The sequence below is a fragment of the Cellulomonas sp. IC4_254 genome, from assembly GCF_011603975.1.
GTDB lineage: Bacteria > Actinomycetota > Actinomycetes > Actinomycetales > Cellulomonadaceae > Cellulomonas.
Genome location: NZ_JAANNB010000011.1, coordinates 1 through 22,263 on the forward strand (window position 1 = coordinate 1; position 22,263 = coordinate 22,263).

The 22,263-nt window shown below is 75.1% G+C and carries 23 protein-coding genes; 13 read left to right on the forward strand and 10 right to left on the reverse strand.

All coding sequences use genetic code 11. The features are described 5' to 3' along the window. Positions 1–56: 56 nt before the first annotated feature. On the reverse strand, positions 57–1,568 hold the full coding sequence (locus G6556_RS02280) for a PQQ-binding-like beta-propeller repeat protein (RefSeq protein ID WP_166938239.1): 1,512 nt from the start codon (positions 1,566–1,568) through the stop codon (positions 57–59). A 121-nt stretch (positions 1,569–1,689) separates the two neighbouring features. Between G6556_RS02280 and G6556_RS02285 the strand changes: the two genes are divergently transcribed. Both G6556_RS02285 and G6556_RS02290 read left to right on the forward strand, forming a co-directional pair. Then, positions 1,690–2,169, forward strand: a complete 480-nt coding sequence (locus G6556_RS02285) for a DUF2975 domain-containing protein (RefSeq protein ID WP_166938241.1) — start codon at positions 1,690–1,692, stop codon at positions 2,167–2,169. Continuing rightward, on the forward strand, positions 2,169–2,378 hold the full coding sequence (locus G6556_RS02290; protein ID WP_166938242.1) for a helix-turn-helix transcriptional regulator: 210 nt from the start codon (positions 2,169–2,171) through the stop codon (positions 2,376–2,378). Before G6556_RS02285 ends, G6556_RS02290 begins: the two co-directional genes overlap by 1 nt. Before the next feature lie 42 nt (positions 2,379–2,420). Here G6556_RS02290 and G6556_RS02295 read toward each other — a convergent pair whose 3' ends face one another. Continuing rightward, a complete protein-coding gene (locus tag G6556_RS02295) occupies positions 2,421–2,864 on the reverse strand; it encodes a hypothetical protein (protein ID WP_166938244.1) in 444 nt (147 codons plus the stop codon). A 230-nt stretch (positions 2,865–3,094) separates the two neighbouring features. Between G6556_RS02295 and G6556_RS02300 the strand changes: the two genes are divergently transcribed. The 3 genes from G6556_RS02300 (at position 3,095) to G6556_RS02310 (ending at position 5,056) form a co-directional block, all read left to right on the forward strand. Beyond that, positions 3,095–3,385: a DUF4287 domain-containing protein gene (locus G6556_RS02300; protein WP_166938246.1), complete on the forward strand. Its 291-nt coding sequence runs from the start codon at positions 3,095–3,097 to the stop codon at positions 3,383–3,385. Positions 3,386–3,445: 60 nt separating this feature from the next. After that, positions 3,446–4,546, forward strand: coding sequence for a glutamate--cysteine ligase (locus tag G6556_RS02305; protein ID WP_346774675.1), 1,101 nt, complete (start codon positions 3,446–3,448; stop codon positions 4,544–4,546). 165 nt (positions 4,547–4,711) lie between these two features. Next, a complete protein-coding gene (locus G6556_RS02310; protein WP_147793582.1) occupies positions 4,712–5,056 on the forward strand; it encodes an RNA polymerase-binding protein RbpA in 345 nt (114 codons plus the stop codon). A 92-nt stretch (positions 5,057–5,148) separates the two neighbouring features. Here the strand turns inward: G6556_RS02310 and G6556_RS02315 are convergent, their stop codons facing one another. From G6556_RS02315 to G6556_RS02335, 5 genes are all read right to left on the reverse strand, one after another. Then, entirely contained in the window at positions 5,149–5,946 is a 798-nt protein-coding gene (locus G6556_RS02315; protein ID WP_346774676.1) for a polyprenol monophosphomannose synthase, read from the reverse strand. Then, positions 5,943–7,508: an apolipoprotein N-acyltransferase gene (gene lnt, locus G6556_RS02320; protein ID WP_166938248.1), complete on the reverse strand. Its 1,566-nt coding sequence runs from the start codon at positions 7,506–7,508 to the stop codon at positions 5,943–5,945. The genes G6556_RS02315 and lnt overlap by 4 nt, the downstream gene beginning before the upstream one ends. A gap of 472 nt (positions 7,509–7,980) precedes the next feature. After that, a complete protein-coding gene (locus tag G6556_RS02325; protein ID WP_166938251.1) occupies positions 7,981–9,663 on the reverse strand; it encodes an amidohydrolase family protein in 1,683 nt (560 codons plus the stop codon). 108 nt (positions 9,664–9,771) lie between these two features. Then, entirely contained in the window at positions 9,772–12,645 is a 2,874-nt protein-coding gene (locus G6556_RS02330; RefSeq protein ID WP_166938253.1) for a DEAD/DEAH box helicase, read from the reverse strand. Positions 12,646–12,654: 9 nt separating this feature from the next. Continuing rightward, positions 12,655–13,449, reverse strand: coding sequence for a diacylglycerol kinase family protein (locus G6556_RS02335; protein WP_166938255.1), 795 nt, complete (start codon positions 13,447–13,449; stop codon positions 12,655–12,657). On the opposite strand from G6556_RS02335, the gene G6556_RS02340 reads away from it, so the two are divergent. The 4 genes from G6556_RS02340 to G6556_RS02355 are packed head-to-tail and all read left to right on the forward strand — an operon-like array spanning position 13,369 to position 16,238. Next, positions 13,369–13,545, forward strand: coding sequence for a hypothetical protein (locus G6556_RS02340; protein ID WP_166938237.1), 177 nt, complete (start codon positions 13,369–13,371; stop codon positions 13,543–13,545). The genes G6556_RS02335 and G6556_RS02340 overlap by 81 nt on opposite strands. A 35-nt stretch (positions 13,546–13,580) precedes the next feature. Next, entirely contained in the window at positions 13,581–15,065 is a 1,485-nt protein-coding gene (locus G6556_RS02345) for an amidase (protein WP_166938257.1), read from the forward strand. Between the two features lie 46 nt (positions 15,066–15,111). After that, positions 15,112–15,699: a sugar O-acetyltransferase gene (locus G6556_RS02350; protein WP_166938259.1), complete on the forward strand. Its 588-nt coding sequence runs from the start codon at positions 15,112–15,114 to the stop codon at positions 15,697–15,699. Then, a complete protein-coding gene (locus G6556_RS02355; RefSeq protein ID WP_166938261.1) occupies positions 15,696–16,238 on the forward strand; it encodes a TetR family transcriptional regulator in 543 nt (180 codons plus the stop codon). The genes G6556_RS02350 and G6556_RS02355 overlap by 4 nt, the downstream gene beginning before the upstream one ends. Before the next feature lie 60 nt (positions 16,239–16,298). Here the strand turns inward: G6556_RS02355 and G6556_RS02360 are convergent, their stop codons facing one another. The 3 genes from G6556_RS02360 to G6556_RS02370 form a co-directional block, all read right to left on the reverse strand. Next, positions 16,299–16,496 (reverse strand): hypothetical protein, encoded by a 198-nt coding sequence (locus G6556_RS02360; protein ID WP_166938263.1) that lies wholly within the window; start codon positions 16,494–16,496, stop codon positions 16,299–16,301. Positions 16,497–16,565: 69 nt separating this feature from the next. Continuing rightward, entirely contained in the window at positions 16,566–17,069 is a 504-nt protein-coding gene (locus G6556_RS02365; RefSeq protein ID WP_346774677.1) for an NUDIX domain-containing protein, read from the reverse strand. Between the two features lie 3 nt (positions 17,070–17,072). Next, positions 17,073–17,885 carry a DeoR/GlpR family DNA-binding transcription regulator gene (locus G6556_RS02370; RefSeq protein WP_166938265.1) on the reverse strand — a complete coding sequence of 271 codons (813 nt, stop codon included), beginning with the start codon at positions 17,883–17,885 and terminating at the stop codon, positions 17,073–17,075. Positions 17,886–18,032: 147 nt separating this feature from the next. Here G6556_RS02370 and G6556_RS02375 point away from each other — a divergent pair, with 147 nt between their 5' ends. From G6556_RS02375 to G6556_RS02390, 4 genes are all read left to right on the forward strand, one after another. Continuing rightward, positions 18,033–19,328 carry a sugar ABC transporter substrate-binding protein gene (locus G6556_RS02375; RefSeq protein WP_166938267.1) on the forward strand — a complete coding sequence of 432 codons (1,296 nt, stop codon included), beginning with the start codon at positions 18,033–18,035 and terminating at the stop codon, positions 19,326–19,328. Between the two features lie 78 nt (positions 19,329–19,406). Next, on the forward strand, positions 19,407–20,390 hold the full coding sequence (locus G6556_RS20105) for a sugar ABC transporter permease (RefSeq protein ID WP_346774678.1): 984 nt from the start codon (positions 19,407–19,409) through the stop codon (positions 20,388–20,390). A 1-nt stretch (position 20,391) separates the two neighbouring features. Further along, positions 20,392–21,276 carry a carbohydrate ABC transporter permease gene (locus tag G6556_RS02385; protein ID WP_166938300.1) on the forward strand — a complete coding sequence of 295 codons (885 nt, stop codon included), beginning with the start codon at positions 20,392–20,394 and terminating at the stop codon, positions 21,274–21,276. A gap of 58 nt (positions 21,277–21,334) precedes the next feature. Further along, the gene (locus tag G6556_RS02390; RefSeq protein ID WP_166938268.1) at positions 21,335–22,201 is read left to right on the forward strand and encodes a ketose-bisphosphate aldolase; all 867 of its coding nucleotides are present in this window, start codon (positions 21,335–21,337) and stop codon (positions 22,199–22,201) included. Positions 22,202–22,263 lie beyond the last annotated feature (62 nt).

Here is a 22,263-nt window from a genome sequence, read left to right on the forward strand (position 1 = left end):
GCTCGGCGTCCGGCATGGCGCCACCCTAGGACCGCGGGTCCCCTCGCCGGGAGGGGTCAGCCCCCGATCCGGACCGGTCGCTCCGCCCCCGCGTACAGGGCGCCGTCCCGGGCGTACACCCACTCACCGGCCTCCGGCGGCAGCGGGACCCGCCACTGCTCCGCGCCGGAGCGCAGCGACCACGCGACCAGGCGCGCCGCCCCGTCGTCGTCCCGGTCGACGAGCAGCAGCGCCCGGCCGTCCGTGACGGGTGCGAGCCAGTCACCCGAGGTGTCGCGCACGGGCTCGCCGTCGGGACCCGCCGCGCGGACGGTGCGCCACACCCGGTGGCCGTCCCGGGCGTCGACCGCCCAGGCCGCCGTGGCGTCGACGCCGTAGAGCACGCCGCCGAGCAGCAGGGGCGTACCGTCCACCGACCCGTCGAGGGCCGCCTCCCACACCGTCCGCCCCGTCGCCGCCTCGACCGCGCGCAGGGTGCGGTCGCCGTCCACGACGGCGGACAGGATCTCGATCCCGGGGGCCGACCCGTCGTCGACGGCCAGCTGGACCGGCAGGGCCGGGACGACGGCCGTCCCGCTGCCGTCGCGCCCCGCCAGCCGCACCGTGCCCGGGTCGCCGTCCTGCACGAGCAGGCCGCCCGTGCGCCCGATCCAGACCTGGCTGCCCTCCGCCTGGACCGCGCCGTCGGCGGCCCCGATGACGTGCTGACGCCCGTTCACCCACACGACCACGTGGTCGCCCATCAGCTGGAGGTGCGGGTCGTAGACGGGGTCGAGGTCCACGCCCTCGATCTCGGCCGACCACAGCGGCTCCCCGGTCGTCACGCCCTCGGCGCCGACCCGCACCGTGCCGTCCGCGACGACCTCGCCGAGCACCAGCATCGCGTCGTCCGCGACGGCCGACGCCTGCGGGGCCAGCTCCCGCTCCGTGACCAGCGCGCCCGACGCGGCGTCGAACGTCAGCAGCCGGCTGCGGGTCGGCGGGTCCTCCCGCCACCCGCCGTCCCCCGTGAGGGTCGCGAGCCGGTCGACGACGAGGCAGTGCACGCGTGCCACGCCCGGGTCGTCGGCCGGGCCGGCCGGCCAGCACTCCGGAGGTCGCATCGTGGGCTGCTCGGTCGCCTCGGCCTGGGTCTCCACCTGCGTGCGCCACACCTGCGCGCCGGTGGCCGCGTCGACCGCCCGGACGGCCCGCGGGCGGCCGAAGTCGATGTCCTCCCCGGCCACCCGCAGGCCCCCGGCCACGACGCCCGCGGCCAGGCGCGGGTCGATCTCGTCGGCGCCGAGCGGGGTGACGGGCAGGCCGGGGCCGACGTCGTACCGGACGACCCCGTCGACCTGCCGCGCCGCCGCGACCCGGTCCCGCTCCCGCGCGTCCTGCACCACCTGCACGGCGACGACGGCCGCGACCGCGACGACGGCGACCGGCCAGCAGCGCCGCAGCCACCGCCGTCGGGCACGTCGGCGCGCGTCCTCGGCGTCGTCGGCGTCGCCGGGTCCGGCGGCCGCGTCGGGGGCGCCGGGCTCCTCGCGGAGCTCGACCTCCCGCATCGCCTCCTGGCCGGCCATGCACGCAACCTACGGGGTGCGGCCGGCGGCGCGCGTGCGTTCCGCGACCGGATCGTGCAGGTGCCGTGACGGCGCACCCCATCTATTGATCTTCGATCGATTCCGAGCGACCCTCGATCACATGACCCTCGACCGCTGGGCAACGGCCCTGCTCCGCATCGCCCTCGTCGTGCTGTTCGGGATCCTGGTCGTGTTCCAGACCCTCTCGCTGCCCGGCCAGTTCCGGTACCTGGCCGAGCAGCACCCCGAGGACGCGGCCCTGCGCTGGCCCGCCACCGTGATCACCGTGTTCTGGGTGCTGTGCGTGCAGGTCGTCATCGTCGCGACCTGGCGGCTGCTGACCCTCGTGCGACGCGACCGCATCTTCACCGAGGCGTCGCTCGGTTGGGTCGACGCGATCGTCTGGGCCGTCGCCTCCGGCTGGCTGGTGCTCGTCGGCGTCTTCCTCTGGGTGGGCCTGCACGCGGACGACCCCGGCCTGCCGATGCTGCTGCTCCTCGCGACCGCGGTGGTCACCGTCGTCGCGCTGGTGCTGCTCGTGCTGCGGGCGCTGCTCCGCCAGGCGACCGCGCTGCGCACCGACCTGGACCAGGTGATCTGATGCCGATCGTCGTGCGCATCGACGTCGAGCTCGCCCGCCGCAAGATGAGCGTCGGCGAGTTCGCCGACCGGGTCGGGCTCACGCCCGCGAACGTCGCGGTGCTCAAGAACGGCCGGGCCAAGGCGGTGCGGTTCAGCACGCTCGACGCCATGTGCCGGGTGCTGGGGTGCCAGCCGGGCGACCTGCTGGAGTGGGTCGAGGACGACTGAGCGGGCCGCGCCGGGCCGCGCGCGCCGCCCACCCCCGCGACGTCAGTCGCGCCGGTGCGCCCGCCCGACGTCCGGGCCCGGGAGTGCCCGCCCGAGCAGGTATCGGCCCACCAGCGCCGCGCCCCCGAGCGTCCCGAGCCGCGCCGCGTCGGCGGCGCCGAACGTCAGCTCGGCCTCGGCGTTGGTCGCGAACCCCGTCACCGTGCACCAGGCGAGGAACGCGGCGAGCGCCAGCAGCGCCGCGGGCATCCGCCGGCCGAGCACCGCGACCGCGACCGCGCCCACCGCCGTGGGCAGCCACGGCCCGAGGTGCCACCACGCTGCCGCCGCGACGCCGAGCAGCGTCGCGACCGCCACCAGGACCACCCGCACCACCGAGGCGAGCTCGTCGTCGGTCACGGCGTCCGGCCGCGGCCGGTCCGTCGCCCCCTCGTCGCCGGCCCGCGGGTCGGGGGTCCGCCCGTCGTGCCGCACCGTCGCGCTCATGGCTCCAGCGTGGCCCCGCCGGCACCGGTCGCCGCGGGTCCTGACGGAACCCGAACGCCCGCGGCGCCGATCCGCACGGGAACCGGACGCCCCGACCCTTCCACCCCGGTGCCGCGGCGCCCCGCCCGGGGTCGGCCACCCCCGCCCGGGCCGGCGACGGCCTTCCGCCGCCCCGACGAGGGCTGGCACACTCGGCCGCGGCACCCCGGCCGACGGAGAGGACCCGACCGATGTCGTTCCAGGCGTACCTCGACGCGATCGAGGGCAAGACCGGCAGGACGCCGCGCGCCCTGGTCGACGAGGCGCGGGCCAAGGGGCTCGACGCCCCGGACGTGAAGGCGGGCGCGATCGTCGCGTGGCTGGCCGAGGACTACGGGCTGGGCCGCGGCCACGCGATGGCCCTGGTGCACGTGATCAAGAACGGCCCGCAGATCGGCACGAAGCACGTCGGCACGACCGGCAGCCACCGGGACGAGTCCGACACCCTCTGGCTCGACGGGAAGGCGACCCGCCCCCGCTGACGCCGACCCCTGCGAGGCCCTCAGCAGGACAGACGCGAGGACGACGGTCAGACTTCCCGCGTGAGGACGATCGGAGTCGAGGAAGAGTTCCTGCTGGTGGCGGAGGACGGGTCGCCCCGGGCCGTGGCGGCGGCGGTGCTGCAGCACGCGTCGTCCCAGGACGACGGGGACGACGCGGGCGAGCCGGGCGGCAACCTGGAGAAGGAGTTCGCCCAGGAGCAGGTCGAGACGTCGACGCACCCGTGCGCCGACCTGCCGTCGCTGCTCGAGCAGGTGCGCGCGGGCCGGTGGCAGGCCGACTCCTCCGCGCAGCACGCGGGTGCGCGGGTCGTCGCCCTGGCCACCTCGCCGCGGGACGTCGAGCCGACCGTGGTCGTGAACCGGCGGGCGCAGGACATCGCCGCGGCGTTCGCCCAGACCGCGCGCGACCAGCTCACCTGCGGCTGCCACGTGCACGTCGAGGTCGCCGACGACGAGGAGGGCGTGCGGGTCGTCGACCACCTGCGGCGGTGGAACCCCGTGCTGCTGGCGCTGTCCGCGAACAGCCCGTACTGGCGCGGCGACGACTCGGGCTACGAGAGCTTCCGGTCGCAGGTGTGGGGCCGGTGGCCCACGGCCGGCGCGACCGCCCCGTTCGGCGACGCGGCGACCTACCGCGAGACCGTCCGGTCGCTGGTCGAGAGCGGGACGATCCTCGACACCGGGATGGTCTACTTCGACGCCCGGCTGTCCGCCCGCTACCCGACCGTCGAGGTGCGGGTCGCCGACGTGTGCCTCGACCCCGAGGACGCGGTGCTGCTGGGTGCGCTGGTGCGCGGGCTCGCGGACACGGCCGTCGACGGCGGCGGCGAGGCGCTCGGCCCGGAGCCGCGGGCCGAGGAGGTGCGGGTCGCCGGCTGGCGCGCCGCGCGCTCCGGGCTGACCGGCGACCTGGTGAGCCCGCTCACGTTCCGGCCGGTGCCGGCCGGGCAGGCGGTCGACGAGCTGGTCCGGCACGTCACCCCGGCGCTGGAGCGCACCGGAGACCTGCCCTGGGTGCGGGAGCACCTCGCGGCGCTGCTCCGGCGCGGCAACGGGTCGCAGCAGCAGCGCCGGTGGCGGCACGAGGGCGCGGACGACGCCGAGCTGGTGCGGCGCGCGGTGCGCAGCACGCTGGCCTGACCGCCGGTTCCCGCCCAGGGTCGCCCGTCCGCCCTCGCCGCGCGTTCACGGGACCTTCACGCCAGACTGGAACACTGAACGGTCCCCGGACGTTGACCCCACCGAACAAGCGATACGTCTGCACGTCCAGGCTAGTCACAGCATGTCAAGGCACGGAGGTCCCTGATGTCGAACCGGTCCCTGCGCGGTATGCGCATCGGGTCCCACAGCATGGAGACGGACGAGGGCGTCGACTTCGCCCCCCGGCTCCAGGCGTACTACGACTGCCCCAACGGGCACACGATCATCCTGCCGTTCTCGGTCGAGGCCGACGTCCCGGTGGTGTGGGAGTGCCGGTGCGGCGAGGAGGCGCTGCTGCGCGACGCGTCCAAGCCGGAGCCGAAGGCCACCAAGCCGCCGCGCACCCACTGGGACATGCTGCTGGAGCGCCGCACCATCAAGGAGCTCGAGGAGCTGCTCGACGAGCGCCTCGACCTGCTCCGCGCGGGCAAGCTGCGCCGCAGCGCCTGACCGTCCCCGGACGGCCGTGAGCACGGGCCTCGCACCCTCGGGTGCGGGGCCCGTCGTCGTGCTCGGCTCCCGGGGTCGGACCCGACCCGGCCTCAGGCCCGGCGGCCCGCCACGCGCCGCACGAGGTCGCGCACCTGCCGCGCGCGCTCCTGGGCGCCCCACACGGTGACGAGCACCAGCGCCTCGACGACGATCGACCGGCTCATCTTGGACCGGCCCTCGGCGCGCTCGACGAACGTGATCGGCACCTCGACCACGCGGCCGCCGGCCTTGAGCACGCGCCACGCCATGTCGATCTGGAAGCAGTACCCGTGCGACGCGACCTCGCCGAGGGCGAGGCCCCGGAGCGCCGCGGCGCGGTAGACGCGGAACCCCGCCGTCGCGTCCCGCACCGGGAGCCCCATGGCGAGCCACGCGTACACGTTCGCACCCCGGGAGAGCAGCTGCCGGTGCAGCGGCCAGTTCACGACGCGGCCGCCCCGGACCCAGCGCGAGCCGATCACGAGCTCGGCGTCGGGCATGCGCTCGAGCAGCCGCGGCAGGTCCTCCGCGCGGTGCGAGCCGTCCGCGTCCATCTCGACCACGGCGTCGTAGCCGCGCTCGAGCGCCCAGCGGAACCCCGCGACGTACGCGGTGCCGAGCCCCTGCTTGCCGGTGCGGTGCAGCACCTGGATGGCCGGGCGTCCCCGCTCCTGCGCGTCGGCGGCGGCGATCCGCTCGGCCAGCTCGCCGGTGCCGTCCGGCGACGCGTCGTCGACGACGAGCACGTCCGCGTCGGGCACGTGCAGCCGCAGGGCCGCCAGGGCGCGCGGCAGGCTGTCCCGCTCGTCGTAGGTCGGCACGACCACGAGCACCCGGCCGGCGGGGCCGGGTCGCGCCGGGGGCGTCACGCGGCGCCCTCGGGCCGGTCGTCGCGGCGGACCCGCAGGGCGCCCGCCATCCCGGCGACGGTCATGACGACGGCCAGCGCCCCGACGACGCCGCTCGGCCACGCGCCGAGCACGGCGGCGGGGGTGAGCGACTGGCGCAGCGGGAGCCGGGCCACGAGCTGGTCGGCGGTGAACAGCTCGGTGTCCTGGGCGACCGTCCCGTTGGGCGCGATGACCGCGCTCACCCCGACGGTGCTCACCTGGACGGTCGCGCGGCCGAGCTCGACGGCCCGCAGCCGCGCCATCGCGAGCTGCTGGGTCGACTCGGCCGAGTAGCCGAACGACGCGTTGTTGGTCTGCACCACCAGGATCTCGGCCCCCTCGCGCACGCTCTCCCGGACGATCCCGTCGTAGGCGACCTCGAAGCAGATGACGTCGCCGACCTGCACCGTGCGCCCGAGCCGGGCCGACTCCAGCGGGACGACGCCGGGCTCGGTGCCGGCCAGCATGTCGTTCTGCACCAGGTCGACGGCCGAGGAGAACGGGCGGACCAGGCTGCGCAGCGGGATGTACTCCGCGAACGGCGCCGGGCGCTGCTTGGAGTAGGACGCAACCGGGCCGACCCCGGGCTCCCAGAGCAGCGAGGTGTTGTACCGGCCGCCGGACTCCGGGTACTGGATGGTGCCGATCAGCATGGGCGCGTCGACGGCCTGGGCGGCGGCGTCGATGTCCGCGGCGGCCTCGGCGTTGACCTCGGGGTCGATGTCCGTGCCGTTCTCCGGCCACAGCACCAGGTCGAGCTCGCCCGGCTCCACCTGGTCGAGCAGCGCGTAGGTGCCCGCGAGGTGGTTGTCGAGGACCTCGCGCCGGGTGTCGAACGCGTGCAGCCCCGGCTGGGACACGTTGCCCTGCACGGCGCCGACCGTGAGCGTGCCGTCCTCCGCGCGGGTGTTCATCGGGACCAGGAGCCCCACGACGACCAGCGCGACGGCGACCCCCACCCGGCCGAGCAGCGGCAGCAGCGCGAACCGGCGCGCCGCCAGCCACGCCAGCGCGAGCGCGGCGCCCGCCGCGGCCACGGCGGCCGACACCAGCGGCGCCCCGCCCAGGCGCGCCAGCGCGAGCACCGGCGAGTCCGCCTGGGAGAACGCCAGCCGGCCCCACGGGAACCCGCCGAACGGCCAGATGCCGCGCAGCTCCTCGACCGCCACCCACAGCACGACGAACACCACGAGCTGCAGCGAGGCGCGCCGCCACACCGCCTCGCCGCGCCGGGCCCAGGACCACGCCGCGCCGAACAGCGCGATGAAGCCGGCCTCGGCCACGGACAGCGCGAGCCACGGCACGACGCCGACCGCCTCGTCGGCCCAGGTGAGCAACGGCACGAAGAACGCGAGCCCCCAGAGCCAGCCCACCAGGGCGTTCCACCGGGCGCTGTCGCGGCGCATCGCGAGCAGCAGCAGGGCCACGCCCGGCGCGGCGGCGTACCACCAGCCGAGGTCCGGGAACGCGGTCCAGGTCAGCAGGCCGCCGAGGACCGCCAGGACCGCGCTCCACCAGCGGGAGGGGTCACGGAGCGGCACCGCGCCAGGGTACGGCACCAGCCTGTCCGCCCGGGCCCGCCCCTCGGGGGCGCTGGGCGGACCGACCGGCCCGCGTGTCCTTCGTACCGCACGACACCGCCTGGGCGGAGCCCGTTCTCTAGTGAACACGCGGGCCTGGTCGGAGCCCGACGTGGTCCGGGCGACCATCCCCTGGGGCGCTCACCGAGCGGCGCCTCTGCCGGACCACTGCGGAGGAACCTACCGAAACCGTGGGGGGTGTCAAGGGTCCCGGACGGGGCCGACGCGGCGTCCGCGCAGGTCGCGACGCGCGTCGCCCCGTGTCGGATTTGTCCAGATGGTCGAGACACTTCGGCGTGTCGTCCGGCGTGTCGCCGGGACAGGCGACGGCACCCGGGAGGCCCCCGACCGGGTGACCCGGCGCCCCACCCGGAGCAGCGGGTTCACCCGTCCGCGCGAATCCAGGCCGCCGGCCCCGCGCGCCCGGCCGGGCTCAGCCGAGCGCGTCGTGCAGGACGACCCCCGCGCGGACCGTGCGGACGCACGCCGGTGCCGGGTCGTCCGGGCGGAGGGCCGGCAGCACCCCGCCCGGCCCGGTCGTGCCCTCGGGGACCCGCCACACGGCGAGGTGCGCGGGGGCGCCGACGGCGAGCTCGCCGGCCGCCGGGGCCGTCCCCGGGACCCCGGCGGGACCGGCGGCAGCGCCCTCGCCGGCCGCGACCCCTGCCCGGCCGGCGGCGGCCCAGCCGCCACGGGTGTGCGCCGCCAGCGCCGCCGCGACCGGCAGCCGCTGGTCCGCCGTCCGGTGCCGCGCCGCGGCCCGCACGGCGCCCCACGGGTCGAACGGCGTCACCGGGCTGTCCGACCCGAGCGCCAGCGGCACTCCCGCCGCGCGCAGGTCGGCCAGCGGGTGCAGGGACGCCGCGCGTCCGCGACCGAGGCGCGCCGCGTACGTGCCGTCGTCCCCGCCCCACGCCTCGTCGAACGCCGGCTGCACCGACGCGGTGAGGCCGAGGAGCACGAGGGCGGCCAGCGCGGGCGCGTCGAGCATCGGGGCGTGCTCCAGCCGGTGCCCGCCGGCGCGCACCGCGTCCACGCCCTCGACCTCGGCCGCCACCCGGAAGCCGAGCAGCACCTCGTCGAGCGCGCGGTCCCCGATGACGTGGAACGCCGCCGGCAGCCCCGCACGGGTGGCGGACGCCACGTGGTTGCTGACCTGCTCGGCGGTGAGGTCGAGCCGGCCCGCGGGGTGCGGCCAGCCGGCGGGAGCGTCCGCGTAGGGCGCACGCAGCGCCGCGGTCCGGCTGCCGAGCGAGCCGTCCGCCGCCAGGTCCCCGCCGACCCCGGCCAGGCCCGGGACCGCGGCGGCGAGCGCGCGCACGTCGTCGGCCGTCTCGCAGAGCTCGGCCCGGTAGCCGACGACCAGCGGCAGCCCCGACGCCGGGTCGGCCGTGAGGGCCAGCAGCGCGGCCAGGCCTGCGCGGGTGTCCGTGTGCGGTGCGCTCTGCTCGTGCACCGCGACCACCCCCGCCTGCGCCGCCGACGCGAGCGCGCCGCGGTACCGGGCGTCCCGGACGTCGGCCGGCAGGTCCCGGAGCGTCGCGCGGGCCGCGTCGTGCGCCGCGCCCGTCACCAGCCCGTCCGCCCGCCACCCGGGCAGGTCGCGGAGCCCGAGCACCTGGGCGAACGACGTCGACACGACGCCCGCGTGCAGGTCGACCCGCCCGAGGTACACCGGCGCCCCGCCGGCCGCGGCGTCCAGCTCCTCCCGGGTCGGCGGCCGCCCCTCGGGCCAGCCGTCCTCCGCCCAGCCCCAGCCGGTGAGCGGCGAGCCCTCGGCGGCCAGCCGGCGCCCGACCGGGCCGGCGACGGCCGCGTGCACCGCCGCCAGCACCTCGGCGACCGAGCCGCAGCGACCCAGCTCCACCCCCGCCCGCACCACCCCGGTGTCCAGCACGTGCGCGTGCGCGTCGACGAACCCGGGCGTCACCAGGGCCCCGTCGAGCTCGACGACCTCGTCCGCCGCGTCCACCAGCCCGTCGGCCTCGTCGGCGCCGCCGACCCACACGACGACCCCGTCGGCGACCAGCAGCGCGGAGGGGGCGTCGGCGGGGCCGGGCGCGGCGAGGACGGCAGGCGTCACCACCGCACCGCCCCGGTACAGGGTGGTGCTCACGCGGGAACGATAACCGGGCAGGTCACGGCCGGCCCGCGGGCGTCCGGCCCCGTGCCGCTCCCCCGGACCGCGGCGAGCGGCACCCGACGGGGGCGGCACGACCGCCGGTCAGGTCCCCGCGTACGCGACGACGCCGCGGCGCACCGCGGTCACCGCCTTGCGCGCCGTCTCCCGCAGCCGGGCGTCGGGCGCCGCCTTGGCGACCTGGTCGAGGACGTCGACGACCTGCTTGCACCACCGCACGAAGTCGCCGGCCGCGAGGTCCGCGTCCCGGAGCACCGCGTCGAGCCCGCGCCCGGCCGCCCACCGGTGCACCGGCGCCACCAGGCCGAGGTCGAGCGGCTGGGTCGACTCGATGCGCCGCGCGCTCTCCAGGTCGTCCAGCTCGGACCAGATGCGCGTCGTGGCGTCGAGCGCGATCCCCAGCCTGCTCGACGGCCCGCCGGGCACCGCCGGGCTGCGGTCCCGGTCGTCGCGGCGCGCGGAGTACACGACCGCCGACACCGCCGCGGCGAGCCCGGGCACGTCGAGCTCCGCCCACGCCCCGCGGCGCAGGCACTCGGCGAGCAGCAGGTCGTTCTCCGCGTAGATCCGGCGCAGCCACCGGCCCTCGTCGGTGACGACCGTGCCACCCTCGTCGTCGGCCGTGAGGTACCCGAGGGAGTCCAGCACCTCGCAGATCCGGTCGAACACGATCGCGATCGAGCCGGTGCGGCCCTCGATCCGCCGGACCAGCGCCCGGTGCTCGCCCTCCAGGCGGTACCAGCGCTCCGCCCAGCGGGCGTGCTCCTCGCGGTCGGGGCACTGGTGGCACGGGTGCGCTCGGAGCTCGCGGCGCAGCGCGGCGATCGCCTCGTCCTCGTCCTCGGCGACCGCCCGGCCCCGGCGGCGGCTCGGCACGGTCCCGGTGATCCTCCCGGCGTTGATCTCGCCGCGCAGCGTGGCCGCGAGGTCCCGCCGGTGCGAGGCGGCGCGGGGCGAGAACCCCGTCGGCACCCGCAGCCGTCCGACCGCCTTGATCCCGTCGCCGACCTCCTGCACGGACAGCCGGCGCACCTCGCGCTCCGTGGTCAGCACCATCGGTCGCGCGCCCTCGAACCCGCCGTGCGAGCCCGGGTCGACGACGACCGCGTAGGTGGACCGCCGGCCGCTCGGCACCGCGACCACGTCGCCGACGGACAGCCCCTGGAGGCTGGCCGCCGCCTGCTGCCGCCGGGCCGCCGCGCTCGCCCGGTGCACGCCCCGCTCGCGGTCCGAGATCTCCCGGCGCAGCGCGAAGTACTCCCGGAAGTCGCCGAGGTGGCAGGTCATCGCCTCCGCGTAGCCCTCCAGCGCCTCCGCGTGGCTCTGCGCCTGCCGGGCCAGCCCGACGACCCCGCGGTCCGCCTGGAACTGCGCGAACGACGTCTCCAGCACCTCGCGCGCCCGGACCCGGCCGACCTGCGCGACCAGGTTGACCGCCATGTTGTACGTCGGCCGGAACGCCGAGCGCAGCGGGTAGAGCCGCTTGGACGCGAGGCCCGCCAGCGCCATCGGGTCCAGGTCGCCCCGGCCGAGCACGACGGCGTGCCCCTCGGAGTCGATCCCCCGCCGGCCCGCGCGGCCGGTGAGCTGGGTGTACTCCCCCGGCGTGATGTCGACGTGGTGCGAGCCGTCCCACTTGACGAGCTTCTCCAGCACCACGGACCGGGCCGGCATGTTGATGCCGAGCGCCAGCGTCTCGGTCGCGAACACGACCTTCACCAGCCCCCGGGCGAACGCCTCCTCGACCGTCTCCTTGAACGCCGGCAGCATCCCGGCGTGGTGCGCCGCGACGCCCCGGACCAGCGCGTCGACGAACCCCCCGTAGCCGACGACGTCCAGGTCCTCCGGCGCGATCGACGCGCACCGGGTCTCGGCGATCAGCCGGATCTCCTCGGCCTCCGCCGGTGACGTGAGCCGGAGCCCGCCCGCGAGGCATTGCGCGACCGCGGCGTCGCAGCCCGCGCGGGAGAAGATGAACACGATCGCCGGGAGCAGGCCCGCCTCGTCGAGCACGTCGACCATGACCGGGCGCGGCACCGGCCGCGGACCGCCCCCGCCGCCGGGCCCGCCGCCCCCGGGACCACCGCCGGGCCGGCGACCGCCCGGGCCGCGGAACCCGCGGTCGCCCGCGCCCCGGCGCCCGCGGTGCGGCGCGTCGGACGCGCGCTCGGCGCGGCGCAGCAGGTGCGCGAGCTCGGGGTTGATCGGCGGGTTCTTCCCCGGCGCCGTCGGGTCCACGTGCCCCGCGTACAGGTCGAGCAGGTCGTCGCGGACCAGCACGTGCTGACCGAGCGGCACCGGCCGGTGCTCGCTGACCACCACGGCGGTGTCGCCGCGGACGGTGCGCAGCCAGTCGCCGAACTCCTCGGCGTTCGACACGGTGGCGGAGAGCGACACCAGCTGCACGTCGTCGGGCAGGTGGATGATCACCTCCTCCCACACCGGGCCGCGGAACCGGTCGGCGAGGTAGTGCACCTCGTCCATGACCACGAAGCCGAGCCCGTCGAGCGTGCTGGACCCGGCGTACAGCATGTTCCGCAGCACCTCGGTCGTCATGACGACGACGGGCGCCTCGCCGTTCTGCGTGGTGTCGCCGGTCAGCAGGCCGACCTGCTCCGCGCCGTACCGCCGGACGAGGTCGTTGTACTTCTGGTTCGACAGCGCCTTGATCGGGGTGGTGTAGAACGCCTTGCGCCCCGTGGAGAGCGCGAGGTGCACGGCGAACTCGCCGACCACCGTCTTGCCCGCGCCGGTGGGCGCCGCGACGAGCACGCCGCTGCCGCGCTCGACCGCCTCGCAGGACTCCACCTGGAAGTCGTCGAGCGGGAAGTCCAGGAGCTGCCGGAACCGGGCGAGCTCGGACTTCTCGGCCTGCGCCCGGCGCCGCGCGGCGGCGTACCGCTCGGCGGGGGACAGCTCGTCGGGCTCGGGGGTGCGTGCCGTGCTGCGTCGTGCCACGCGCCCACCCTAGGTCGGGTTGGCCGCCAGCACCCGGACGGCGCCCGGCACGACCTCCGCGACGAGCGGCAGCGCACCGATCCGCTCGCCGTCCGCGTGCGCCTCCGGCGGGGTCCCGCCCAGGTGCGGCGCGGGCTCCACGAGCACCCGCCGGCTCCGGATCACCTGCACCTGCGGGTGCCGGACGTGCCGCCCCGCGTACATCCCCGGGAAGATCCGCACGACCCCCGCCCGGCTGAACGGACCCGCGACGACCACGTCCAGCAGCCCGTCGTCCAGGCGCGCGTCCGGCGCGACGTGGATGCCGCCGCCGATCCACGGGCCGTTCGCGGCCACCACGACCGTGCCCGACGACTCCCAGATGCCCTCGTCGGTGGTCAGCCGGTAGCCGTAGGGCCGGAACGCGCGCAGCTCCGGGACGAGCGCCCGGACGTAGCGCGCCGAGCCGCGCGGCCAGGACAGCGCGTTCGCCCGGGCGTTGACCGCGGCGTCGATGCCGCAGGACAGCGCGCCGAGGTACCACTCGCGGGCCGCCTGCGTCGGCGAGCCGACCCGCACCGCGTCGATCACGCGCGGCCCGGTCAGCAGCGCCCGCTCGATCGCCTCGACCGACCCGGGCACGTCGCCGCGCGGCAGCCCGAGGGCCCGCGCCACGTCGTTGCCCGTGCCGCCCGCGACGATGCCCAGCGGCAGGTCCGTCTCGGCCACCACGTTCGCGCCCAGGTGCACCAGGCCGTCACCGCCGACCACCACGAGCGCGTCCAGCCCCGCGACCGCCGCGCGGCGGGCGTGCGGTTCGCGCACACCCGCCCGGCGCTGGCCTGGGGCGCGCTCACGACCGTGGTCGCGCTGCTCCCGGACTCCCCGTCCACCCCGCCGCGGCCGCTGCCGCGGGCCTGAGCCCGGCGCCCGCCGGGCGTGCCTACGCTGGCCGGGTGACCGCGCTGCACGAGATGACCGCCGTGGCCCTCCGTGACCTGCTGAGGTCCGGCGACGTCGCCCCGACCGACCTGGCCGAGCACTACCTGGCCCGGATCGCCGATCGCGACCCGGGGCTGGGCGCCTTCGCCACGGTCACCCCGGACCTCGCGCGGGAGCGCGCGGCCGCGCTGCGCCGGGACACCCGTCCCGGCCCGGGCAGCCCGCTGTGGGGCCTGCCGACGGCGGACAAGGACCTCACCGACCGCGCGGGGGTGCCGACGGGCTTCGGGTCGCGGGCGTTCGCGGGCCGGTACCGGTACGTGCCGGAGGTGAGCAGCGACATCACGCAGGTCCTCGACGCCGCGGGGGTCGTGTCGCTCGGGAAGACCGCGGCGCCGGAGCTGGGCTTCCCGTCGTACACCGAGACCTTGGTGGGCCCGCCGGCGCGGAACCCCTGGGACCCGTCCCGCGGGTCGGGCGGGTCGAGCGGCGGGGCTGCGGTCGCGGTGGCGGCGGGGCTGCTGCCGGTCGCACCCGGCTCGGACGGCGGCGGGTCGGTGCGCATCCCCGCCGCGGCGTGCGGGCTGGTCGGGCTCAAGACGACGCGCGGGCTGCTGCCGGCCGGCGGCGGGGTGGAGTCGCTCGGCGGGCTGGTGGTGCACGGGCCGATCGCCCGGACGACCGCCGACGCCGCGCTGCTGCTGGAGGGGATGCTGCCCCGGCGCGCGGACGGCACCGTCGACCACCCGCGGACCCTCCGCACGGCCGCCGGGCCGCGGGGCTCGTACCTCGACACCGCCCAGCGGGGCCGCACCCCGGACGGACGGTCCGCGTTCCGGGTCGGGGTCAGCACGTTCAGCGCGTGGGAGGGGGCGTACGGCATCGTGCTGGGCCCGGAGGCACGGGCGGCGCTCGACGCCGGGTCCGCGGCGCTGGCCGGGCTCGGCCACGCGGTCGCGGACGCCGGCACCTGGGAGCCCGACCCCGGGTACGCGCCGGCGTTCCGCACGCTGTGGATGGCCGGCGCGTCCGCCGTGCCGATCGACGACCCCGAGCGGCTGGCGCTGCTGGAGCCCCTCACCCAGTGGCTGGTCGAGCGCGGCCGGGCGGTGCCGGCGCGGCAGCTCGTGGAGGCGGTCGCGGCGCTCGCGGCCTTCGAGCGGACGATGGTCGCCCGGGTCGAGGAGTTCGACGCGGTGCTGCTGCCGGCGATGGCGCTGACGCCGCGGCCGATCGGCTGGTACGACGCCGACGACCCGGAGCGGAACTTCGCGCAGCAGTGCGAGTACACGCCGTACACGTCGATGCTCAACGTGTGCGGGCTGCCGGCGATCACGGTGCCGACGCACTGGACCGAGCCCGACGCCGGGGCGCCCGCGGGGCTGCCGATGGGCGTGCAGCTGGTCGGGCGGCCGGGCGGGGAGCACGTGCTGCTCGCGCTCGCGGCCCAGCTCGAGGAGCGGCTGCGGTGGCCGGACCGGCGGCCGCCGGTCTGGTGAGACGCGCATGTGTACGACCGTACGCATGACGCGTACGCTCGTCCGCATGACGACCGACTACTTCGCCGACGACCCGCGCACCAACCTCGAGCGGATGCTCGCGGGCGACCTCTACATCGCCGACCAGGAGATCGAGGACCTGACCCGGCGGTCCGCCCGGCTGTCCGAGGCCTACGGCCGGGTGGCGCTGCTCGACGACGAGGCCGCGCGCGCGATCCTCGCCGACCTGCTCGGCACGCTCGGGGAGGGCAGCGGGATCCGCCCGCCGCTGCGGGTCGACTACGGCAAGAACATCCACGTCGGCGCGCGCACCTTCGTCAACTTCAACCTCACGGCCCTCGACGTCGCGACCATCCACATCGGCGACGACTGCCAGATCGGCCCGAACGTCCAGCTGCTCACCCCGATCCACCCGATCGAGCCGCAGCCGCGCAAGGACAAGCTCGAGGGCGCGAAGCCGATCGTCATCGGCGACAACGTGTGGCTGGGCGGCGGCGTCATCGTGTGCCCGGGCGTGACCATCGGCGAGAACTCCGTCATCGGCGCGGGCTCGGTCGTCACCCGGGACATCCCCGCGAACGTCGTCGCGGTCGGCAACCCCGCGCGGGTCATCCGGGAGGACATCGACCGATGACCCGCCGTCACGACCCGGGCCGGCGCGACCGCATCGTCGACGCCTGCCTCGACGTGCTCGCCGCCGAGGGCGTCGCCGGGACCTCGCACCGCAAGGTCGCCGCCGCGGCGGACGTGCCGCTCGGGTCGATGACGTACCACTTCGCGGGGCTGGACGACCTGCTGCGGGCGGCGTTCGACCGGTACGCCCGGGAGTTCGGCGGCCGGTTCGACGCGCTCATGGCGGCGGCGCCCGACCGTGCCGGGGCCGTCGACGCGCTCGTGGCGTACCTCCGCGGCGAGGTGATGGGGGACCACCGCGACCTGGTGCTCAGCCACGAGCTCTACACCCTGGCCGCGCGGGACCCGGCGTACCGGGACCTGACGGCGGCGTGGATGGCGCGCAGCCGGGCGTCGCTGGAGCGGTGGTTCGACCCGACGACCGCGCGGGTGCTCGACGCGCTGGTCGAAGGGCTGGGCATCCACCGGGCGCTCGACACCGGGCCGGGCGACGACGCGGCGGTCGAGGCCGGGGTGCGGCGGGTGGCTGCTCACGCCTGAGGGGCGGGTGCGCCGAGGCCCGCCCCGCCCGCAGGCGTCCGGCGGCCGCGCGCCCCGGGGTCAGCTCGCCCGGCGCAGCTGGGCGTAGGTGGCGGACATCCGCTCGAACTCGTCCCGGGTCAGGCCCATCGCCTCGATGAGCTCGGCCTCGAGCCGGTCGTAGGCGTCCTGCTCGGCCGGCGTGCGCGGCGGCGCGGTCGCCGAGAACCGCGCGTGGATCTCCCGGAGTCGCTCGTGGTCGATGGCCCGCCTGCTCATGTCCCGAACCGTACGACCCACCACTGACACGCCCCTGTGCGCCGGCCGTGGGGAGGGCGGCCGCCCGGCTCAGCCGCCCGCGAGGTGCCCCAGGAGCCGGTCCAGGAACTCCGCCTGCGCCGTGACGACCAGCCCGCGGGCCTCCTCGACCGGCACCCACCGCAGCTCGTCGAGCTCCGGGAACCTCACCGTCCGACCGCTGCGCGGCGGCCAGTCCACGGTCACCTCGCTCACGGGCCCGCGGGGCGCGTCGAGGTCGAGCGAGGCGGCCCGCGCCCACACCCGGACCACCTTGCCCCCGCGCTGCCGGACCTCCCCGAGGTCGACGTCCGCGCCGTCGGGCGCGGGGACGCCGACCTCCTCGGCGAACTCGCGCAGGGCGGTGGCGTGCGGGTCCTCGCCGGGCAGCGGCTCGCCCTTGGGGACGGTCCAGGCGTGCGGCTTCCGCGCCCAGAACGGCCCGCCCATGTGCCCGAGCAGCACCTCGGGCGCGCCCGGCCCGCCGGCGCCCGGGCGGTGCAGCAGCAGACCCGCGCTCGTGCGGGCGGCTGCGGCGGCAGCGGCGGCGGCCACGGCTCAGGACTCCGGGAGCAGGACCTCGACGCCGGCCGCGTCCAGCGCGGCGCGCAGGTCGGCAGGCGGCGGGGCGTCCGTGACGAGGTAGTCCGCGCGGCCGAGCTCGGCGATCTGCGCGAACAGCCGCCGGCTGAACTTGGACGAGTCGGCGAGCACGGCGACCCGGTCGGCGCGGTCCATCATGTCGCCCATCATCGACGCCTCGACCAGGTTGCTCGTCGAGTACCCGACGTCGGCGGAGACGGCGCCGACGCCGATGAGCGCGAGGTCGCACCGGATGTCGACCTCGGGCTGGTGCGTCCACGCCGGCAGCCGCACCGGGCCGAGGGTGGCCTGGTCGGTGATCCGCACGCTGCCGCCGAACACGTACAGGTCGCGGTAGGCGGACGGGGCGAGCTCGGTGGCGCCGCGCAGGCTGTTGGTCGCGACCGTGAGGTCCCGCCGCTCGCCCAGCGCCCGGATCAGCGCGAGCGTGGTGGTGCCGGCGTTCACGATGATCGCCTGCCCGTCCCGCACCAGCGCGGCCGCGCGGCCGCCGATCCGCTCCTTGGCCTGCGTCTGCATCCGCATCCGGACGTCGAGCTCGGTGTTGGGCCGCGGCGCGGTGCTCAGACCGACGGCCCCGCCGTGGGTGCGGACCAGCACGCCGTCGGCGTCGAGCTGGTCGAGGTCGCGGCGGATCGTGTCCGCGGAGACGTCGAACCGCTCGGCGAGCTGCGCGACGGTGACCTCGCCGGTCTCGGTCACGTACGCGGCGAGCTCGGCCTTGCGCCCTGCCGGGAGGCGGCGCGGTGCGGTGTCGGAGGACGACATGCAGACAGATCTAGCACAAAACCGCGTGCTCCCGCAGGAATTCCCGCATGGGCCATCCCTTGACGGCCGCAGAGACCCGCACTACCGTGCTCAAACACGCAGAGAAGCGCACTCCGCCGCAGAAAGCGGCATCCCGGAGGGAGAGTCATGAGCAACGGAGCTCGGATGCGGTACCTCAGTGCCGCGGCCATCGCCGGGGCCTCGGCCCTGGTCCTGACCGCGTGCGGCAGCGGCGGCGACGCCGGCGTCGGCGGCGGGTCGGACGGCGGTGACGTCACGCTCGAGTTCGCCCAGTGGTGGGAGCCCGAGCTGCCGGACGGCGCGTTCCGCGAGCTGATGGACAAGTTCGAGGACGAGAACCCCGGCATCACCGTCGAGCTGCTGAGCGGCCCGTACGCGTCCACCAAGGAGCAGGTCCTGGCCGGCGCGGCCGCCGGCACGATGTCGGACGTGGTCGGCCTGGACGGCGCCTGGGTCAACGACTTCGCCAAGCAGGGCGCCATCGCCGACCTGTCCGCGCTGATGGCGGACGACGGGTTCGACGACAGCCAGCTGGTCAGCCAGGTCCAGGTGGACGGCTCGACGTACATGATCCCGGTCGTGAACTTCGTGTACCCGATGTTCACCAACGACGACCTGCTGGCGCAGGCCGGCGTGGACACGCCACCGAGCACCCGCACCGAGTTCCAGGACGCGGCCGAGGGCATCACCGCGCTGGGCGACAACACCTACGGCTGGGTGCTGCCGCTGTCGCTCGAGGCCCCCAACGGCGTGCAGAACGACGTCATGTCCTGGGTGTGGGCGTCCGGCGGCTCGATGCTGGACGACGGCCAGCCCGCGCTGACCGACAACCCGGACGTCGAGAGCGGCGTGCAGTTCGTCGCCGACCTCTGGGACGCGGGCGTCGTCGCGCCCGGCTCCTTCACGATGAAGGAGCAGGACAAGGTCGAGGAGTTCACCAACGGCCGGGTCGGCATGATGATCGACTCCCTGGCCCACGTGACGACGATCCAGGAGGCCAACCCCGACCTGCAGTTCTCGATCTCCGCCATCCCGGCCGAGGACGGGTACTCGGGCGAGCGGGGCATCCCCTACGCCTCGTGGGGCATCGGCGTCGCCGAGAACTCGGAGCACAAGGCCGAGGCGATGAAGCTGGTCGAGTTCCTCATGAGCGAGGAGACCAACGCTGAGCTGTCGTCGATCGCGAACGCGTTCCCCGGCAACACCGAGTCGGTGCCGGACTTCGTCGAGGACAACGAGCTCTTCGCGACCGCGTTCGAGATCTACCAGGACGGCTACCCGGCGAACGAGTTCACCGGCCTGCCCGTCGCCGAGGAGCTCATGCGGCAGCTCGGCGAGCAGCTGCAGAAGACCCTCAACGGCGACCAGAGCGTCGACGACGCCCTCACCGCTGCCCAGGAGCAGTGGGAGAGCGAGTTCTGACCGACCCCTCCAGCGACCGCGCCGGGCGGGCATCCCTGAACCCGCCCGGCGTGGTCCCCCGGTCAAGGAGGACCGAGAGTGTTCACCTCGCACGTCGAGCGGCCCGTGGTCGCTCCCACCGCCGGCGGATCGCCGGGCCCGGACCGCGCGGCCCCGGCCGAGCAGCCGCCCGCCCGATCCGGCTGGGAGCGGCTGAAGCGCCGGCTCACGCCCTACGGGTTCCTGACGCCGACCGGCGTCCTCATGGCGATCCTCATGCTCACGCCGATCGTCATGGTGATCTGGTACTCGCTGCTGGACGGCGTGATCACGACCAAGAACTCCGCGTTCGTCGGGTTCGCCAACTACGCCGAGGTGCTCACCGACCCGGTGTTCTTCACCGCGGTCCGCAACACGCTCGTGTTCACCGTGTCCAGCGTGGTGGCGCACTTCGTCATCGGCCTCGGGTTCGCGATGCTGCTGAACACCCCGCTGCTGAGCCACCGCACCAAGGCGTTCTTCCGCGTGATCTACGTGCTGCCGTGGCTGTTCACGGTGGCGATCATCGCGGTGCTGTGGCGGCTGCTGCTCAACCCGAACGGCGTCGTGAACTACCTGCTCGGCAGCCTCGGGCTCACCGGCGGCCAGACCGAGTGGCTGGCGGACCCGAGCACCGCGCTCGCCTCGGTCACGTTCATCAACATCTGGTCCGGCTACCCGTTCTTCATGATCAGCCTGCTGGCCGGGCTGCAGGGCATCCCCAAGGACCTGTACGAGGCCGCGCGGGTGGACGGGGCGACGCCGCTGCAGCAGTTCCGGAACGTGACCGTCCCGCAGCTGCGCCCGATCATCATCTCGATGGCGCTGCTGGACTTCATCTGGACCACGCAGCAGTTCGCGCTGATCTGGATGACCACCGGCGGCGGCCCGATCAACGCGACCGAGATGCTCAGCACCTTCACCTACAAGCTCGCGTTCAGCCGCTACGAGTTCTCGGTGGCGTCCGCGTCTGCGGTGGTCGTGCTGCTGCTGTCGATGGTCCTCGCATTCTTCTACGTCCGGCACCAGAAGGCGCGTGACTGACATGGCGACCCTGACCCCGACCCCCGTCCGCGCCGGCTCCCCGGAGCTCCGCCGGCCGCCCGCCAAGACCGGCCAGAAGGCGCTGGTGCTGGTCGCGCTGACGCTCGGCGCGCTGTTCGCCGGCCTGCCGGTGCTGTGGATGCTGTCGAGCTCGTTCAAGGCGAACCCGGAGATCTTCGCGTCCCCGCCGCGGCTGATCACCGAGGGGTTCTCGTTCGACGCGTACACCTCGATCCTCACCGACCCGGTGAAGCTCCGGTTCTTCGGGAACTCCTACCTCGTGGCGGGCGCGGTGACGCTGCTGACGCTGCTGGTGGCGGTGCTCGCGGCGTACGCGTTCAGCCGCTACGAGTTCCGCGGCAAGAAGGTCATCAACGTGGTGATCGTCAGCGTCCAGGCGGTCCCGCCGATCACGCTGCTGATCCCGTACTTCGGCCTCGTGGTGGCGCTCAAGCTCTACAACACCTATCCCGGTCTGATCCTCACGTACATGGTGTTCACGCTGCCCTACGCGATCATCATGATGACCGGGTACTTCAACACCCTGCCGCGGGAGCTCGACGAGGCCGTCAAGGTCGACGGCGCCGGGCCGCTCACCGCCCTGTGGCGCATTCTCGTGCCCATCTCGGTGCCCGGTCTGGTCTCCGTCGGGATCTACACCTTCATGATCGCGTGGAACGAGTTCCTGTTCGCGCTGACGCTCACCCGCACCGAGGACATGCGGACCGTCCCGATCGGCATCCAGCTGCTCATGGGCCAGCACTCGTACAACTGGAACGAGATGATGGCGATGAGCATTCTCGGGTGCATTCCTGTCCTCGTTCTCTTCCTGTTCTTCCAGCGGTACTTCATCGGTGGGATGACCGCAGGGGCGGTCAAGGTCTGACGACCTCGGCCACGGCACGGCAACGACGCACGACCCGACACGAAAGAGGAGTCACCCCATGTTGATGAACGGCGCGGACCTGCTGGCCGTCGCGAACGAGCACAGCTTCGCGGTGCCGGCGTTCAACATCAGCGACTACGCGATGTTCAACGGCATCGTCGACGTCTCGGAGCAGCGGCGCGCGCCGCTGATCGTCGCGATCCACCCGGACGAGGTCAGCCACATCGGCCACGACGTGCTGCCGGCGCTGATCCAGCGGGCGCACAAGGCGTCGGTGCCGGTGGCGATCCACTGGGACCACGGCGGCACCTACGAGCAGATGCTGCGGGCGTTCCAGATCGGCTTCACGTCGGTGATGATCGACGGGTCGATGCTCCCGTACGAGGAGAACGTCGCGCTGACCGCCAAGGTCGTCGAGGCCGCGCACGCGGTGGGCGTCTCGGTGGAGGGCGAGCTCGGCACCATCGGCAAGCTCGACGAGCAGGCGGAGGCCGGCGTCGCGGTGTCCGACATCATCTACACCGACCCGGACCAGGCCGTGGACTTCGTGCAGCGCACCGGCGTCGACAGCCTCGCGATCGCGATCGGCACCGCGCACGGCCTGTACCCGAAGGGCCTCACGCCGGAGCTCAAGCTCGACCTGCTGACCGAGATCAAGTCCCGGCTGCCGATCCCGCTCGTGCTGCACGGCGGCTCCGGCAACCCGGACGACGAGATCGGCCGCGCGGTGAAGCTCGGCGTGAACAAGATCAACATCTCGAGCGACATCAAGGTCGCGTACCACGACCGGATGCGCGAGGTCCTCGCGGACCTCACGCTCCGCGAGCCGAACACGATCCAGCCCCCGGCCATCGAGGCGATGAACGCCGTCGCGGCGCAGAAGATCGAGCTGTTCGACGCGGCGGGCAAGGCCGACCTGTACTGAGATCGGCAGCACGGACGCCCCGGTCCGGGTCGGCACACCCCGGCCCGGACCGGGCTGCACCA

Excerpts from the sequence above, each read along its gene's own strand:
- G6556_RS02375 (WP_166938267.1), top strand. The coding sequence starts at position 18,033 with ATGAGCAACGGAGCTCGGATGCGGTACCTCAGTGCCGCGGCCATCGCC.
- G6556_RS02390 (WP_166938268.1), top strand. The coding sequence starts at position 21,335 with ATGTTGATGAACGGCGCGGACCTGCTGGCCGTCGCGAACGAGCACAGC.
- G6556_RS02385 (WP_166938300.1), top strand. The coding sequence starts at position 20,392 with ATGGCGACCCTGACCCCGACCCCCGTCCGCGCCGGCTCCCCGGAGCTC.
- G6556_RS02300 (WP_166938246.1), top strand. The coding sequence starts at position 3,095 with ATGTCGTTCCAGGCGTACCTCGACGCGATCGAGGGCAAGACCGGCAGG.
- G6556_RS02360 (WP_166938263.1), bottom strand. The coding sequence starts at position 16,496 with ATGAGCAGGCGGGCCATCGACCACGAGCGACTCCGGGAGATCCACGCG.
- G6556_RS02290 (WP_166938242.1), top strand. The coding sequence starts at position 2,169 with ATGCCGATCGTCGTGCGCATCGACGTCGAGCTCGCCCGCCGCAAGATG.
- G6556_RS02285 (WP_166938241.1), top strand. The coding sequence starts at position 1,690 with ATGACCCTCGACCGCTGGGCAACGGCCCTGCTCCGCATCGCCCTCGTC.
- G6556_RS02295 (WP_166938244.1), bottom strand. The coding sequence starts at position 2,864 with ATGAGCGCGACGGTGCGGCACGACGGGCGGACCCCCGACCCGCGGGCC.
- G6556_RS02310 (WP_147793582.1), top strand. The coding sequence starts at position 4,712 with ATGTCGAACCGGTCCCTGCGCGGTATGCGCATCGGGTCCCACAGCATG.
- G6556_RS02370 (WP_166938265.1), bottom strand. The coding sequence starts at position 17,885 with ATGTCGTCCTCCGACACCGCACCGCGCCGCCTCCCGGCAGGGCGCAAG.
- G6556_RS02350 (WP_166938259.1), top strand. The coding sequence starts at position 15,112 with ATGACGACCGACTACTTCGCCGACGACCCGCGCACCAACCTCGAGCGG.
- G6556_RS02355 (WP_166938261.1), top strand. The coding sequence starts at position 15,696 with ATGACCCGCCGTCACGACCCGGGCCGGCGCGACCGCATCGTCGACGCC.
- G6556_RS02280 (WP_166938239.1), bottom strand. The coding sequence starts at position 1,568 with ATGGCCGGCCAGGAGGCGATGCGGGAGGTCGAGCTCCGCGAGGAGCCC.